The sequence below is a fragment of the Xenorhabdus aichiensis genome (genome assembly GCF_028598775.1).
Taxonomy (GTDB): domain Bacteria; phylum Pseudomonadota; class Gammaproteobacteria; order Enterobacterales; family Enterobacteriaceae; genus Xenorhabdus; species Xenorhabdus bovienii.
Genome location: NZ_JAQRFO010000019.1, coordinates 1 through 17,191 on the forward strand (window position 1 = coordinate 1; position 17,191 = coordinate 17,191).

At 43.4% G+C, this 17,191-nt stretch carries 11 protein-coding genes; 2 read left to right on the top strand and 9 right to left on the bottom strand.

Annotated elements, in window-relative coordinates; genetic code table 11:
* From PSI22_RS10210 to iolD, 4 genes are all read right to left on the bottom strand, one after another.
* Nucleotides 1-1,839 (bottom strand): bifunctional 5-dehydro-2-deoxygluconokinase/5-dehydro-2-deoxyphosphogluconate aldolase (locus tag PSI22_RS10210; protein WP_273579651.1); only part of this gene is annotated, 1,839 nt, incomplete at its 3' end.
* Nucleotides 1,840-1,850: 11 nt separating this feature from the next.
* The gene (locus PSI22_RS10215; protein ID WP_273579652.1) at nt 1,851-3,551 is read right to left on the bottom strand and encodes a solute:sodium symporter family transporter; all 1,701 of its coding nucleotides are present in this window, start codon (nt 3,549-3,551) and stop codon (nt 1,851-1,853) included.
* Nucleotides 3,552-3,616: 65 nt separating this feature from the next.
* The gene (gene iolG / locus PSI22_RS10220; RefSeq protein ID WP_273579653.1) at nt 3,617-4,603 is read right to left on the bottom strand and encodes an inositol 2-dehydrogenase; all 987 of its coding nucleotides are present in this window, start codon (nt 4,601-4,603) and stop codon (nt 3,617-3,619) included.
* A gap of 342 nt (nt 4,604-4,945) precedes the next feature.
* Complete coding sequence (gene iolD / locus PSI22_RS10225) at nt 4,946-6,880, bottom strand: 3D-(3,5/4)-trihydroxycyclohexane-1,2-dione acylhydrolase (decyclizing) (RefSeq protein WP_273579700.1); 1,935 nt, start codon at nt 6,878-6,880, stop codon at nt 4,946-4,948.
* 286 nt (nt 6,881-7,166) lie between these two features.
* On the opposite strand from iolD, the gene PSI22_RS10230 reads away from it, so the two are divergent.
* Nucleotides 7,167-8,000: a MurR/RpiR family transcriptional regulator gene (locus PSI22_RS10230; protein WP_273579654.1), complete on the top strand. Its 834-nt coding sequence runs from the start codon at nt 7,167-7,169 to the stop codon at nt 7,998-8,000.
* 257 nt (nt 8,001-8,257) lie between these two features.
* Nucleotides 8,258-9,436 carry an MFS transporter gene (locus tag PSI22_RS10235; RefSeq protein WP_273579655.1) on the top strand — a complete coding sequence of 393 codons (1,179 nt, stop codon included), beginning with the start codon at nt 8,258-8,260 and terminating at the stop codon, nt 9,434-9,436.
* Between the two features lie 120 nt (nt 9,437-9,556).
* Here PSI22_RS10235 and PSI22_RS10240 read toward each other — a convergent pair whose 3' ends face one another.
* The 5 genes from PSI22_RS10240 to PSI22_RS10260 form a co-directional block, all read right to left on the bottom strand.
* Entirely contained in the window at nt 9,557-10,066 is a 510-nt protein-coding gene (locus PSI22_RS10240; RefSeq protein WP_273579656.1) for a MarR family winged helix-turn-helix transcriptional regulator, read from the bottom strand.
* A 214-nt stretch (nt 10,067-10,280) separates the two neighbouring features.
* Complete coding sequence (locus PSI22_RS10245; protein ID WP_273579657.1) at nt 10,281-10,676, bottom strand: nuclear transport factor 2 family protein; 396 nt, start codon at nt 10,674-10,676, stop codon at nt 10,281-10,283.
* 16 nt (nt 10,677-10,692) lie between these two features.
* Entirely contained in the window at nt 10,693-15,231 is a 4,539-nt protein-coding gene (locus PSI22_RS10250; RefSeq protein WP_273579658.1) for a non-ribosomal peptide synthetase family protein, read from the bottom strand.
* Nucleotides 15,232-15,260: 29 nt separating this feature from the next.
* On the bottom strand, nt 15,261-15,494 hold the full coding sequence (locus PSI22_RS10255) for an acyl carrier protein (protein WP_273579659.1): 234 nt from the start codon (nt 15,492-15,494) through the stop codon (nt 15,261-15,263).
* 2 nt (nt 15,495-15,496) lie between these two features.
* A complete protein-coding gene (locus PSI22_RS10260; RefSeq protein ID WP_273579660.1) occupies nt 15,497-17,020 on the bottom strand; it encodes an amino acid adenylation domain-containing protein in 1,524 nt (507 codons plus the stop codon).
* Between the last annotated feature and the right edge of the window lie 171 nt (nt 17,021-17,191).

Genomic DNA, 17,191 nt, shown 5'->3' on the forward strand with positions numbered 1-17,191 from the left:
TTGATCATCGATTTCGCCAGCCAGCCATTTCAATGAGGGTTGACCGAATAGAGTACGCCCGACAGCAAAACCTTTGACGATAGGTTTACCTGCCGCAGCATTGAAACTCGCTTTCAAGATCGCTTCTGATGCATCAAGGCCAAGGATCACAACACCACGGCAATAGCGATCACGTTGTGCAATCAAGGCTTCAATCTGATCCCACGTTGCTGATTGCATTGGCGGTAATTTCCACCAGTCCGGCTTGATGCCAAGATTGTAGAAACGCTGGAGGGCGCGCAGGTAAAATTCATCAGAATGTGTCATATCGGATGGCAAAATCACTTCCAGCAACAATTCATGACCCGATTGGCAGCAGGCGGCGTACACTTCCTGCACGGTTCTTTCCTGCTCCAGACGTAAAAGAGGGCTGTCTTCAGGATGGAAGAACACCAGACATTTCACAATATGCTCCAGTGGCCAACCAACAAGCTGAGAGCCAATGTCACCGTGTTCTAAACACAGTGGACGAGAGCCGGGTAATTCAATCGGACGCCCAATCCATAACCCTTTTCCTGTCGCGGAATTGAGCACATCCTGCCCGAAGGTGCTGTCACATAATATTCCGGCCTGCCCTTCAAGATGGGCTTCCGCGATCACTTCCTGGCTCGCACGGAATAACAGTTTTTTCAGTTGCGGGATGCGTTCGAGACTGGCGTTAACCTTACGCGCCATTTCAACAAACTGGATACGGTGATCAAACGCCATAACACACAATTCTTCCCACTGTTTGTGACGGCGGCTAATGCGGTGCAAATGGTTAAGGTGAACATCCAAATCCGGGCGCAGCACATCCTCAGCCCGAGCAAGGTAATTATCCAGTTCAATTTTATCTGGCATAGCTGGCGCGCAGCCATGACGGGAAACCACCAGTGCGCCGCAGGCATTGGCATAAATACAGGCCTGTTCCCAGCTTTCGTTATTCAGATAGCCACGCAGTAAGCCAGACATAAAAGCATCACCCGCCCCCAGAACGTTGAGAACTTCCACTCTGACGCCCTGTATGGTAATCCCCTCATCCAGTGTATCGGGAATACTTGCGTTGAATACAGAGCATCCCAATGCGCCCCGTTTGCAGACGAGAGTCGCCTCAGTCAATGCCCGAACACAACGCAGAGCTTCAACGGTATCTGTGGAGCCACCCGCAATATGAAACTCTTCCTCCGTACCAACGATTAGATCAAATTGGGGGAGGACTTCCTGCAATTGTGCTGTCACCTGCTCTGATGCGATATAACGGGTTTCACCATCGCCAAGTGACGTCAGCCCCCACAATACCGGACGATAATCGATATCAATGGCGGTTTTTACTCCATTACGGCGGGCATATTGCAACGCTGTCAGCACGGCATCACGGGTTTGTGGATGGGAAAGATGAGTTCCTGTAATCGCCAGACAACGGGCAGATGCAATATAGTCTTCGCTGAAATCATTACGGGTGATAGCCATATCTGCACAATTATCACGGTAAAAGATCAACGGGAAAGTTTCGTTATCTTTAATGCCGAGCAATACCAGCGCCGTCAGCCGTTCTTTATCGGTGATCAAGTGGCTGGTATCACAGCCAACCCGCTGCAACTCTTCACGCAGAAAACGCCCCATGTGTTCATCACCGACCCTTGCCAGCATAGAAGATTTCAGTCCCTGACGCGCAGTGCCATAAGCGACATTACCCGAAGAGCCGCCAAGGTATTTAGAAAAACTCCCCATGTCTTCCAGACGGGCACCAATTTGCTGACCATACAGATCAACGGCGATTCGCCCCATGCAGATAACATCAAACTTTTTATACTGATCCATTGTTCCACCTCTTACCGAATACGGTATGGCGCCTTCGCCGCGACAGGCCGTTTAAACAGTACACGGCCTATTTGATAGAGGACATAGCCCAGAACACCTGCGGCAAATACATAGTAGAGCACCATTACATATACAGGTACGTTATGTGCGAGGAAAACGTACATGGAAATGGCAGCCAATGTGATTAACCATCCCGTCGGTTTTACCATCGACCACGGCGTAATATCGACCTGCTTTGTATACACTTCCTGATAAGTTTCAGCCGGGAAGAAATAACCGATAGTCAGCATAAAGATAATATTCAGTACGAATAAAATGCCGACCAAATGGAAGAAATGAATATTGATGTGCAGGATAAAGTTACAGATGATATAAGCCGACACGCCAAACAACAGCCCCAGTTTTGCTGCAATCGGTGGAACACGTTTTGTCATTAACCCGACCAGTACGACGCTCAGGATCGGGGCGTTAAAAATACCCTGTAGCTGCTGAATCAGGTAGAACAAACCATCCGGCGCGTTGGCAACAAGTGGCGCAATGATCATGGTTGCCAGCGCCAGCCCAATTCCCAGATATTTGCCGACCGCCACAGTCTGTGCTTCAGTCGCGTTCGGGTTAATTCGCGGTTTGTAGATATTGACAATAAACAGAGTCACGGAAGAGTTCAGCCCACCGCTGAATGTGGAAAATACCGCTCCCACAACGACCGCAGCAAAGAAGCCAACCAGAATTTTTGGCAGTACCAATTGCACCAGTGCAGGATAAGCGTTGTCTGGATTATCTATTTGCCCACTGAAAATATGGAATGCGATAATCCCCGGTAGAATAATAATGGAGGGAATGATGAGCTTAAATAAGGCACACAGCATCACACCTTTTTGCCCTTCTGCCAGATTCTTGGCACCCAGTGATTTCTGCACGATGGATTGGTTGGTACACCAAAAGAACATGTTGGAGACAATCAGCCCTGTAAATAGCGTAGAGAATGGAACCAGCGAATCTTCACTGCCAATCGAATTGAATTTATCAGGATGTGCCTGATAAACATCAGTCAAACCTTTCCACGCGTTGCCATCCCCGACATACAACAAGGCAAAAACCGTGACCATTAATCCGCCAACAATCAGCCCAACGCCATTAACAGTATCAGCAACGGCAATAGCCTTAATCCCCCCGAAGATAGCATAAACTGCGCCAAGCCCACCGACGCCCCAGACCATAATCCATAACGCAGTAGTTCTATCGACCTTAAGTACCTGAGACACCTGAAACAGACTTTCCAGTGCAATTGCTCCGGTATATAACACGATGGGTAATAACGAAATTACGTACATCGCCAGAAATAAAATCGAGGTAATCAGCAGGGTGTTTTTATCAAACCGACGTTCTAAATATTCAGGGATCGTCGAAATACCCAATTTCAGATATTTTGGCAGGAAATAGACGGCAAACAGCACGATGGTCAATGCCGCGATGACTTCCCAGGCCATAACGATAAATCCGGTTCTGAATGCCAGCCCGTTCAAGCCGACCAAATGCTCTGTAGATAAATTCATTAATAGCATGGAGCTACCAATATAAATTCCGGTCAGAGAACGCCCGCCAAGAAAATAACCTTCGGTAGAATCAATTAAGTGTTTATTTCGCGTTTTATAATAGGCAGTCCCTGCTACTAGCAGGGTAAACCCAATAAAAGAAAGAAAAGCTAACATCTGATCCTCCCCCCTGATTGACTATCCTCAGGCAGCAATACTTTTATCGTTATCAAACCCTACAGCTATAGTTTGATTTCTTGGCCGGATAGCAGAGATTCAAGCGCTTTGTCTGCAAGATACAGAGCCTGTTCACCGTCAATGCCGTTGGTTTCAGGTATCGCTCTACCTGCCATGACATCGACAAAGTGATTCCATTCCGCAATATAGGCCTCACGATAACGTTGCAGGAAAAAGTGCTCAGGTTTAGCGGCAAGACACCCTTCTTCACCCCAGAGTTCAACGCTGTTTTCTTTAATATTACCAACAGTTAACAAACCTTTCTCACCATGCAATTCCAGACGTTGGTCATAACCATATCCCGAACGGCGGCTATTGGTGATGGTTGCCATTGCCCCGGACGGAAACTTCATAACAATAAACGCGGTATCAATATCGCCTGCCTGCCCAATCGCAAGATCAACAAGATTGCTGCCTTGTGCATAAATAGCGCAAGGCTCTTCACCAATGATAAAACGAGCCATGTCAAAATCATGGATGGTCATATCTCGGAACATGCCCCCAGACACCCGAACATATTCAACTGGCGGAGGGGACGGATCGCGCGAAGTGATTAGCAGGGATTCCGCTTTACCGATCATGCCTGCATTAAACAGGGTTTTCAGCCGCCGAAACTGGGGATCGTAGCGACGATTAAAGCCGACAAACAAAGGAACCTGACACTCTTTTACCGTGGCAAGGCACTGACGAACTCGCTCAAGGTCAAGATGAACCGGTTTTTCACAGAAAATCGTTTTATTGTGCCGGGCGGCAAACTCGATCAGATCGGCGTGGGTATGCGTTGCTGATGCAATAAGGACACCATCAACATCAGGGTCGGACATCGCTTCTTTGATGGTCTGTATTTTTGCCTGATATTTCTGTGCCAACATTTCAGCACTTGCCCGATGGAGATCAACCACGGAATAAAGGTGAGTTTCTTTATGATTGGCAATGTTAACCGCATGAACCTGCCCAATCCGCCCAGCGCCAAATAATGCAATATTGAACATGGATGCTCCTTGGTACTTCGGTATCTGTTTCTGGTATGGATAAAAATATATCAAGCAAAATATTTATTTCAATTTTTTAATCTTTGAAAATTTTATTTTTTAGAGATGGTTAGCATTTTGTGATGAAAAAAATGAATTTAGTGTCATACCTGTCACGAAAGATAGAGTAATCACTTTTGATAAATGGAAAAATAACCTTTAAAAACATAAAGTAATGTAGTATGCAAACCTGTGTGTTATTTTTTGAAAGAAGTAGATGGAATTGGAGAGTAATAACATTGCGGGATATGAAATAAAAATTCCATATCCAACATTAAAATAGGATAACTCAGATTTTAGCAATTAATATTGGCGCGTCTTTTTCTCCACATATTCCCTGATGTTTTCCGCCGCCTGTGTAATCGCTGGGTTATCCGCGATCTGGGCTGTCCCTGTTCTCCACCATGATTCATAATCATGGGTCATGGTTTTTGGCAGCACTTTAATATCAATTAAAGTCGCGCACGGCTGTGTTTGGGCATCCAGCAAAGCGGTAATTAATTGTTGCTCATCATGCACCCGATAACTCTTGCAGCCATAACTTTCCGCATTCTTGGCAAAATCCACCTGCACCAGCCCCCCATCCAGCCGCCCACTCTGCTGATTGCGATAACGGTTTTCCGTAGCGAAACTACCCATGCCTTGACTCATCTGCAAATTATTGATGCAACCGAACCCGGCATTATCAAACAACAGAACCGTGATCTTGATGTTTTCCTGAATCGCCGTTTGTAATTCACTATGCAGCATCAGGTAAGAACCATCCCCTACCATCGCGTAAACTGGTTGATCCGGACAGGCAAGTTTTGCTCCCAGCGAGGCCGCTATTTCATACCCCATACAGGAATAGCCATACTCAAGGTGATAAGTATCAGGCTCTTTTGGCTGCCATACGCGCTGTAAATCCCCCGGCAGGGAGCCTGCCGCTCCCACAATGATCGCGTTCGGCTCCAAATAGCGAGCCATCAGGCCGAGTACCCGCGTCTGAGTCAGGTTGGTTTGCAGCGTTTCACTGTATTCGCCTAGTTTGTCATCTAAATGACCCGCGATTTCTGGTTTATCTCCGGCCTGATACTGAATGGCAAACAACCGCTCCAGCTCTTGTTGCCAAGCTGCTTTCGCCTGCGAAATTTCCTGCTGCCAGCCCGAACGCCATGCTGTTTTTGCCAATGACTGCACGATGACATTCAGTCCTTCTCTGGCATCTGCGACGACACCGACAGCATCCAGTTTACAGGCGTCAAATTCCGCCACATTGATGGTAAGGAATTCCACTTCTGGGTTCTGGAACAGGGATTTTGATGCCGTGGTGAAATCGGTAAAACGTGTTCCAACACCAATAATTAAATCCGCTTCCTTAGCCAGCAGGTTTGCGGCCAGACAGCCCGTCGTACCAATACCACCGCAATTTAATGGATGAGCCGCCACAATCACACTTTTCCCTGCCTGCGTTTCAGCAAATGGAATATTGAATATTTCAGCAAACTGGCGAAAAGCGTCATGCGCTTCGGAATAACGCACACCACCGCCACAAATTAACAGCGGCTTTTTCTTGCGCTGAATCAGTTCCAGCGCATCCTGAATACTTGGCAAAGAGGCGGGGCGGCGTTCAAGACGATGTACCCGTTTCTGGAAGAAGTAATGGGGATAATTCCACACTTCGCCCTGAACATCCTGTGGTAAGCAGATCGTGACTGCGCCCGTATCGGCGGGATCGGTCAATACCCGCATCGCGTGGATCATGGCGCTCATCAATTGCTCAGGTCTGGAAATACGATCCCAATAACGGGAAACAGGACGGAGACAATCATTGGTACTGATCGTGCCATCACCATACTGTTCAACCTGCTGCAAAACCGGATCGGGCTGACGACAGGCGAAGGTATCTCCCGGTAATAACAGTAATGGAATGCGGTTAGCTGTCGCTGTTGCGGCGGCAGTCACCATGTTGGCAGCCCCTGGCCCCACAGAAGATGTGACGGCAAAAATCTGCCGGCGTTTTTTCTGCTTGGCAAAACCAGTAGCAATATGCGCCATCCCCTGCTCATTACATCCTTGATAGACACGGAGATGACCGGGTTCCTGTTCCAGCGCCTGCCCCAATCCCACGACATTACCGTGACCAAATATTGTAAAAACGCCACGGATAAAAGGATATTCTTCCCCATCTACGTCAATATATTGCTGATTGAGAAATTTGACCAAAGCCTGCGCCATGGTCATTTTCTTTGTATTGATTGCCGCTGTATTCATGGGTTACTCCATCGTTGGCATGACAAAGCTGCTGTCGTGATGTTCCAGACGCACACCATCATTGCCATTCACAAATTGAGTCAATATGCTACAGATATATGAAATATACGTTTCATTTTCAATAAAAATTGAAATGCACTTTAATTAATGTGATCAACACGCTATTTTTATGCAATTACATTCATCAGAAAGTGATAACTTGCGATCATCTTCAGCAGGCTTGTCTGATGAATGAATTATCCATTTCATTACAATTTATTATGGAGGCATTATGTCTGCTGCGTCGAACCTGAATGAGCTGCAAGAACAAGTTCGCTCGCGTTATGGTGAGTTAAGTAAACGGTTACAGCAAGTTGCAAGATATGTACTGGATAATACTAATAGTGTCGCATTTGATACGGTGGCGGTTATCGCAAAAGAGGCCAATGTTCCGCCTTCTACACTCATTCGTTTCGCTAATGCCTTTGATTTCAGCGGCTTCAATGAGATGAAACAATTATTTCGTATGAATCTGGTTGAAGAAACCGCCAGTTATACGGATCGGGCGCGGTTATTTAAGGAGTTGGATGGCGATCAGCAGATACCGGAAGATCCGCAGCATATTTTGCAGGAATTCGCCAATTCCAATGCACAGGCGATGCAGCAACTCGCTGCTCGTACACCAGCGGAAGACTTAAACAAGGCAGTGGATTTACTGGCCGGCGCCCACCATATCTACATTATTGGGCTGCGTCGCTCTTTCAGCGTGGCATCGTATCTCACTTATGCCCTCAGTCATTTGGAGTGCCGCCCTTTGCTGGTGGATGGTCTGGGCGGAATGTTTCGCGAACAGATGAATAGGATTGGTTCTGATGATGTTGTGGTGTCAATCAGCTTTACGCCGTATGCCGAAGAAACGGTGATGGTCAGTGAAAGGGCCGCACGGGCGGGGGCGAAGCAGATTGTGATTACTGATAGCCAAATCAGCCCACTGGCCAGTTTCAGCGATATCTGCTTTGTGGTGAAGGAAGCACAGGTGGATGCATTCCGCTCTCAGTCAGCGACTTTGTGTCTGGTGCAGTCATTAACGGTGGCGCTGGCGTATCAGCAAGGAAATGGAGGATGATTGCCCTTATCATCTAATTAATGTGCTCAAAAGCGATTGCTTTTGGGCAAAACACTTTCCAGAAAAAATGGGCTTTTTTGTCCGTTATCTTCACATTTTTGGGAACCTGTCACCAGTTTGTATTGATCTAACTGATTTATAATTACTTCCAAATGAGATGCCGCAGGAATATATTACTACAGAGACAGCATCCAAAGATAACGACAGAATGTTTCAACAATAATCCCATTATTCATCACTCATTAGGAGTTTCACCTATGCCTGCAGCTATTTGGGCTCTAGCCATAGCAACATTTGGAATTGCTACAACCGAGTTCATTATCGCCGGATTACTTCCTGAAATTGCAACCGAGTTTAATATTTCAATACCTATGGCGGGGTATATGGCAACCAGTTATGCCCTTGGTGTATTTGTTGGTGCGCCCGTTTTGATTATATTGGGGAGACAGGTAGAAAGAAAAAAGATGCTCGCCATATTAATGATGTTATTTATTATTGGAAATGCTTTGACTGCTTTAGCTCCCACATTCTATCTGGCAATTGTTGGTCGCATAGTAACATCTCTTACCCACGGCGCTTTTATGGGAATAGGCGCTATTATTGCGGCAGAACTGGTGCCGGAAAATAAGAAGACAAGCGCTATCGCATTTATGTTCAGTGGGATGACGCTTGCCAATCTTATTGGTATACCGCTTGGTACATGGATAGGAAAAGTTATTTCATGGCGTGTCACTTTTGCCATTATTACCTTTATCGGCATTATCGCATTACTCGGTATTTTAAGATTATTACCTAAATTCCTTCAACAAACGCCTACCAGTATCAAAAAGGAATTACTGGCCTTTACAAATATCCATGTTCTGCTGGCGATGGGGATCACAGTTTTAGGCCCTGCTGCATTCTTTACTGCTATTACTTATATCGCGCCGTTGATGACCCATATTGCAGGTTTTTCAGAAAGCGCAATCACATGGATTCTTGTCGTCTTGGGGCTGGGATTTTTCTTTGGCAATATCGTCGGGGGAAAACTCGCGGACAAAGCGATGATGCCATTATTATATTGGACACTGGGGTTACAAGCCTTGGTTTTATTTATTTTCTGGCTTTATGGCGACAATCCATTCATTGCCTGCTTAAGTATATTTCTGATGGCGGCGTTTGGCTTTGCTACAGTATCGCCAATCCAGCGTCTGGTGATGGATAAAGCCCAAGAAGCCGGTGCGCCTAATCTCGTTTCCTCAGTCAATATTGGATTTTTTAATTTAGGCAATGCAGTTGGTGCATGGTTGGGCGGAGTTGTTATCGCCTCTAATTATGGTTACGCTTCACTCAATTTAGTGGGCGGCCTGCTCGCCTCTACAGCATTACTATTGGCGGTAATTTCAGGTTTCCTTACCTATAATAAAGCGCGTGTAGAAGCGCTTAAATCTTCTTAAAAAAACATCTTCTTTTGTGGTGCTGATATTCATTCAGCACCTACAGTTACTGAGCAAATAATGACAACGCATTCGCGTCATGCCTCTCGTAATGATGAAATACTCTTAATTCAAACATAATCAACCATCATTCCTCACAGGCGTTTCCTTATATAACAGATCGGCGGCTCGATTACACAATTCTGTGAATATTGCGATTTCCCCTTGTGACATGCTAGAAGCAACAATATCTGCCATATTATGGCGACTAAGTTCAGCTCTTTGCAAAAACATCAACCCTTTATGACTTAAACGTGTCACGAGTTCTCTTTTGTCATTTTCACCAGATTCTTGTTCAATTAATTCCTTTTCTTTGAGCGAGCGGAGTATTTTGGACATTTTTGATCGAGTAAACCCGAGTTTTTCACCAATCATACTTGGGATCATAGGTTGAAATTGTCGCAAAAAATGCAGGGTATCGTATTGAGCCCACGAGACACCTTCCGGGTTAGTCGCTGTTCGTCTGGCAACAAGAACACATTGGAGCTTACCTAATGCGCTTTCGAATGGCGTCACTGTTGCGCTATCTGTCTCACTATCGCCTCTGTTTGTATTGCAATTTTCATTACATAATTGATTATCTTTTTTCATTATAACTTTCTCAATATTGTCTTATAATTTATATACAACAGTAACATCATAATATAATAATCTCGTAATTATACCATAAAAAAGTAATAATAAGTTTTAAAATAACAATTGAAATAAAATGACTGAATAATATATGATAAAGTTAAAAATAAAACAACCACCCACATCACATGGATTATTACCCTCTGTAATGTGGGTATAGTTATGTAATAATTTAATGATTGGAAAGTATAGACTCTCTATTTAACACATCCTCGTAATCGTGTAACTCTTTAATTTTTCCATTTTCAATCTTAAATACATTTATATATAGGCAATAAAAATCCTTCTTGTGCGGCAATGTTTTTCCGTTTAGACGGTATTCGACAATAAACGTGTCACGCTCAGAAATATCATATATTTCTACATCTTTAATCGAAGTAAATACCAGTGGTGCCTGACCAAAACTCGCTAAGTAATGTTCGAGAATCTTGGATTTACCCTCAATTATAGGTCGATTTGTTCTAAATGGTAACTTTAAAATACCATCATCACAGAATAATGAAGCAAGCTTTGAAGGTGACTTTTCAATAACGGCTTCGATATAATTATCAAATACAACTTTTAACATTATGTCTCCTTATTATTTATTTTACCTTTGCTTTAAATGGCACTTTGTTCTCCATAAAATAGGAGATCATTCTGGTAAATGTATTAACATTAATATTAGGGAAATCGAATCCAGATGCCTTAATTGCATTAATAGTTATCTCATTATTATATGTACAATCACCGATATTCAAAGCCTCCTCCTTGTATAAATGAATAAGTGATCCAAGAGCCACATCATATCCATCAACTACCATTTGTTCGAGTTTCTCTAGCCAAGTTTCCTCAGACATAGTTTCAATTGAATGCCCAGTACTTTCTATAGCTTTGTAGACTGGGATGAAATCCGTTCCTTTAGGATGAAATAAATGATAATTTTTTTGTGAATCTGTATTAGACAACGATAACGCGACGATAGCTTTACCCACAAAATCAACCGGGAGGAGATCGGTAGCAAGAGTTTCAGCAAATGGTGCTACCCCCATCTGGATAAAACTTTTGATTTGACGCCACAGGAAATCATCTTCCTGACATGCGCCAGTTATGCTGTCACCGGATATGCGGCCTATTCTATAGACGTTAATATTCACGCCCTGCTTACGCGCTTGATGAACATATTGTTCAGCTACCCACTTACTTTGTGTATAACCTATCGACAAAGATTGCGGATAATCCGGTATACTACTCTCGGTAATTGGCTGCTTGGGGTATTTAGGGGAAAAAACGGCAATTGTCGAAATATACTCCAATTTTTTGCGCATTTGATGGCAACAAAAATTAATAATATTGACTGTACCATCGACGTTTGCACCTTTAACTGAACTGTACGGCAACACAAAATTGATATGGGCAGCAGCATGATACACTGTAGACACTGTTCCAGATAAGCGCCTGTAATCTTGCTCATCTAGCCCAAGGTTTTCGCTAGCAACATCACCCACAACGATGGCAACACGAGAAAAATCTATATCGTTCTCAATGCCGTACTCACATGCGTTTTTAATTAATCGATTAAGGCCTGATTGAGGATCATCTGCCCTGACTAGACATACAACTTTCCCATTTACTTGATTCGATAACAAACGTAGCAAATAGATACCCAGAAAACCTGTGGCGCCAGTTAATAATATATCATCTCCTGTTGCCATTCTTAATTTTTGTGCATAACGCCAGTCGTGCTCTATAGCGGCATCTTTAACAAATACTTTCTCTATTTCAGAACTAGAATGATCCTTTTTGCTGAGGTATTTTTCTACAACGGTGGACATATCACGTAACGTAGGGTTGTTAAATAATAACTTCAGTGGAAAGTCGACTTTGAATTGTTGGCGCAACAAGTACACCAATTGAGTCGCCAGCAATGAGTGTCCACCAATGGTGAAAAAATCGTCCGTCACTTTTATCACTCTATTTGGAAACGCTCTTTGCCATAAATCCCTAACTTCGCGCTCTATTGAGTTCAGTTCCTCTTCGTCACAACTTTCATTGTCTACTTGTTGTATATCTATGTGATGGAGTGCTTTACGGTCAATCTTTCCACTGGGTGTTGTCGGCAAATCATTTAGGATCACCAATTCACTCGGTATCATGTAATCAGGTAAGTGTTCCCGCAACTGCACCAGTATCTTTGACTGATCCAACGTGTTGCCACCAGCAATAAAGGCAACTAATTGTCTATTACCCGCTGACATCTCTTTACCTATTACCGCCGACACCTTTACACCTTCGAGTGCGTTAATAGCAGCCTCTACCTCCGATGGCTCGATTCGGAAGCCGCGAATTTTCAGTTGGTTATCCATACGGCCAAGATACGTAAATGTATCATTGCACTCTAATTTAACCAGATCGCCCGATTTATAAGATTGTTGGCTTACTGCTTCCGGCCATTCACTGGCCAAAAACCTCGAGTTTGTTTCTTGGCCTTTGTTATGATATCCCGGAGACAGGAAATCACTGACAATCCAAAGCTCACCTGCAACGCCAGCGGGTACTAATTGTCTTCTTTCATCCAATGCAAGTAGGCTAAAACCGGGTAAAGGGTAACCTATCGATGCGGCATCGCCCCAAGTTGATACATCCGAAGGCATCACATACGCTGAACAAACATGGCTCTCAGAAGGCCCATACAAATTAATCAGCCGTCTACCATCCTTAAACATATGTTTAATACTCGAAGTAAGAACCAACTGTTCACCAGTAGAATACACTTCTTCTAGTGTTAATAACGTCGCATTGTTCATTACACTCAATTGAGCCAAATGTTGTAAAGCAACGTAAGGGAAGTACGCACGTTGTATTCCGCGAGCCTCAATCACACCTTGAAGATGATGAAGATCTTTGCGCTCCTCTTCATCTGAAATATACAGCTTCCCTCCTGTACACAAAGTACCAAAAATTTCCTGCACAGACACATCAAAGGACAATGACATATAATGCAACGTGTACGCCCCTTCTCGACATACCGTTATTTCCTTTTGCCACGCAAGTAGATTAGAAAGGGTTTTATTGAGAAGCCGGACGCCTTTTGGTTGCCCTGTGGAACCAGAGGTATAAATGACGTACAACTCATCATCAGGTTTTCGTTGAACTGGCTGCCAATCAACTTGAGCGCTAAACTCAACTTCATTCAACAGTAATTTATGAATATCCACCGGTAAAGATGATACAAAGTCACTTGTGGTAATAATATAATCGACCGCCGCATCATTTAGCATATAGTCAATTCGCTCTCGCGGATAACTAGGATCGACAGGAACATAAGATGCGCCTGTTTTTAAAACCGCCAGCAAAGAAACGATAGAATCTTCATTGCGATTTAACAGCAACCCTACACGAGTACCGGCTCCAATCTTAAAATTGTTATACATGTACTCTGCAATTTGGTTAGCGCGATTCTCTAACCATCCGTATGTCCAATCACCTTTTCGGGAAACTAGTGCGGTAGCATTTGGATGCTCTGATGCAAATTTTCGGATTTCACTAACAAAGCACTGATAATAATCTTCAGTAATAGATGTACTGGATCGATTAACAATATTTACCTGCTCTTCGTGCGTCAGTATCTCTATTTCTCCCAATCGGGTCGTATCACACTCCCCCATCATCAACGCTATGTGTCGAAACAACTGTAACCAATAGTTGATCGTCTTTTCTTCGAATAACTCTGCGTTATACTCCATGACCAACCGATGACTGGAAGCCGTGTCTATAAATAGCGTCAAATCATATTTGGCTGCTTGGCTGTAGTATTCTGTCAGTTTTACTGCGAATGGAAGATGGGTGAAGATATCGTCCTTAGTATCCGGTATCACAAGCAATGTTTGAAAAATCGGATTCCCCTGCCCATAACTTTGACCTGTACTTGCGACAATATCCCCGAATGGGAAATGCTTATTCACATGAGCTTCGATAAATCTATTTCGAACCGCTACGGCTAGATCATTAACACTCGCATCTGAGTCTATATACGTTCTAAATGGCAGGGTATTGATAAAGTATCCGACTGTTTCTTCAAATTCACTGTGCTCTCTAAGTGTGAATGGAATGCCGATTATAATATCCCTTTGGCCGGATAATCGATGCAACAAGAACTGCCAGCACATTGCCATATACATAAATGGTGTCATCGCTAACTGCCGTGCTTGCGCATAAATTTTCAGTTCATCATCACGCGTTATATCAACATGGCAATATCCAGCCGTTACACCATTAATGTACTTTCTAGAATGATCAGCAGGTAAATCAATCATAGATAGCCGAGGACTAAGAACCTCCTTCCAATATTCTTTCATACTGGCGGATTCGGGCCGTGCAAGTAGCGAGCTTTGCCATTGAGTGAAATCAGTATAGGTTGCGCCAACCTTCTTAGAAGGTAAAGGCAGCCCTTCTGTGAGGTTGGAATAAAAATTAAGCAACTGACTTAAGGTTATGCGTACAGAAGGAGCATCGACGATAATATGATGGAAACAACATGCCAACCAACTGCGATTAGAGTCATCTGTTATTAGACAAATATCGGACAACCCGCCTTCTGATAAGTCAAAGTGCTTACGAGCCATTTGTTTAATGATTTGTTCGGGGCATTCTCCTTTTGCCAAGCGCTTACGGGTAATATTGATGTTCCCCTCTTTACTAATCACTTGATAAAGTCGATTTTGGTTGAAAGAGAAATGAGTACATAGGGCTGGTGTGATTTCTGCAACCTTCGCAACTGCCATCCTAACAAACTGCCAATTTAAAGCAGTATCCACTTCCATGAGTAAAGGCACATTATAGCTTTCAGGTTGCTTCAACGTTTGATCCAGTAACCAAATGCCTTTTTGCCCGGGTGTCGCAGGGACAAAACTCATATCACGCAATTTTGGGGTTCTATCAATCAAACGCTCCACTAAACAACTCACTGAGGAACAAGATTGTAGATCTTGAAGGGTCACCTTAACTTGTAGAAATACTGATAGTAATTCAGCACATTTATTCGATTCAGATCCTAAAATAGAGCTAAAGTCAAAATTCCCCTTCTGCCCCAAACAGTTTTCTAAAGTGTCCCTAACTGCGCTATATAAGGTCTCATTGCTCATTTGATTTCCCCAAAACAAAAAGTAACGCCTTACCGTCCTTGCTTATTGGCAAGCTGATCTGCTAGCTTTTGAACACTACCAGCAGTGAATACATCCACAGACGAAACATGAATATTGAGTTCTTTACTAACCAGTGACGCCAATTTAATTAAATGCAGCGAATTCGCACCTTGCGCCAAAAACAAATCTGATGGTTCCACGTTACTGCTACCTATAACCTCTTCCCAGATGGTAAGAATCTTTGCTTGTATGTTATTTTCCATTTTTAAATATTCTCATTTGCTAAACACTGAGCCATTTGTATGCGATCACGCTTGCCATTCTTCGTCATTGGCAGGGTTTCATATTGAGTGAATCGCTCTGGTACCATGTATGACGGTAATCTTGAGCTCAAAAAATTACGAAGGTCTCCATTATCTACAGAATCTACTTTGCTCAGATAGCAGGCGTGTAGCCGAGGTTCATTAGATGTTTCCTCTATTACGACAATGACATCTTCTATTTGAGGGTGTTCTCGAAGCACATGCTCTATGCCAGTAAGCTCAACTCTAAAACCACGGATTTTACAGATGTGGCTACCACGCCCCAGCAGCGTAAAATTCCCAAATTCATCACATTTGGCACGGTCGTCGGTTCGATAATAGCGTTGAAGTTGACCGTCAACACTGACAACAATGAAACGGTCGCTTGTTAACTTCGGATCTAAGTAGCCTTCGGCAAGCCCCGCACCACCAATACAAAGTTCACCCGGCATATTAGGCTCGCATTTTTGTTGATGTTCATCGAGCACAATCATATCGACTAGCGGCAACGGAGTACCAATTGGGACAGGCAGGCCATCATCAAAGGTATCGTGTGGTGAAACAAGATGGACTGATGAAATAGCCGAATTTTCAGTACACCCCATTCCATTAAATATTTTCGTTAACCCCGCCTTGGCCGCTGTCGTAAACAATCTCGGGCTAACGAAATCACCGGAAACAATAACGCTATTTGGCATATGCAATGTATCGGGGCTGACTTCGATCAGTAGCCTGAACAAACCACCGGAAAGAAAAAGAATAGAGACCTGTTGACTGTGAATAATGCTACCTAGTTCAATTAAATCTGGGATACTAGAAGGATATACAACAAGAGTAGCGCCCGTAAGAAGACTCATCCATATCTCGTTGGCACACGCAGCAAATGAAGGTTCGGCAAGCTGTAAGTATCGATCATCAGCAGTATTACTGAGTTGATCAATGGGAATAGATAATCGAGCCAAACCACAATGCCGTATTACCACACTTTTCGGTTTGCCCGTAGATCCTGAAGTCATCAATATCATGACCGGATCTGATGACAACAAAGACTGAAATTCGATCGGTACGAAATTTAAAAATTTTGCTTCAAAAAAAAGATCTTCTACTGAGATTGGTTGGTAAGATCCCTTGTAAACGAGGCTGCTATCATTGCTAATCAGAAAACTCACATTGGCAACCTCAATGCTTTCTTCAACGTATTGCTTTGGGCTTACATTATTAATTGGAACAATAATCGCCCCCACCCGAATAACAGCGAGCAATATCAAATACAACTCAATATTCCTTGTTAGTTTAATTGCTACTTTGTTCCCCTTCTTTACTCCAGTTTTTTGGAGAACAAATGCTAATTTAGCTGATTTTTCCCATAGTTCTCTATAGGAAAGAGTTTCTGATTCAAATACCAGTGCTATTTTATTTGAATATTTACTTACCACCTCAAACAGAGCATCCGGTATAGCCTTTAGCTCTCCCTCATATTTAGGCATGTGAAACCACCTCCGAGCATTCAATATAAATTGAAGCCCTGAAAATAACGAATTGATATAATGACAAATAAAAATAATAAACAAATTAAAATATTATTAAATATAGCCTAATATCTTACTCTTTCTTAAAAAAATTCAACGCTTCGAAGTCTACAATGCATTCCTGAAACC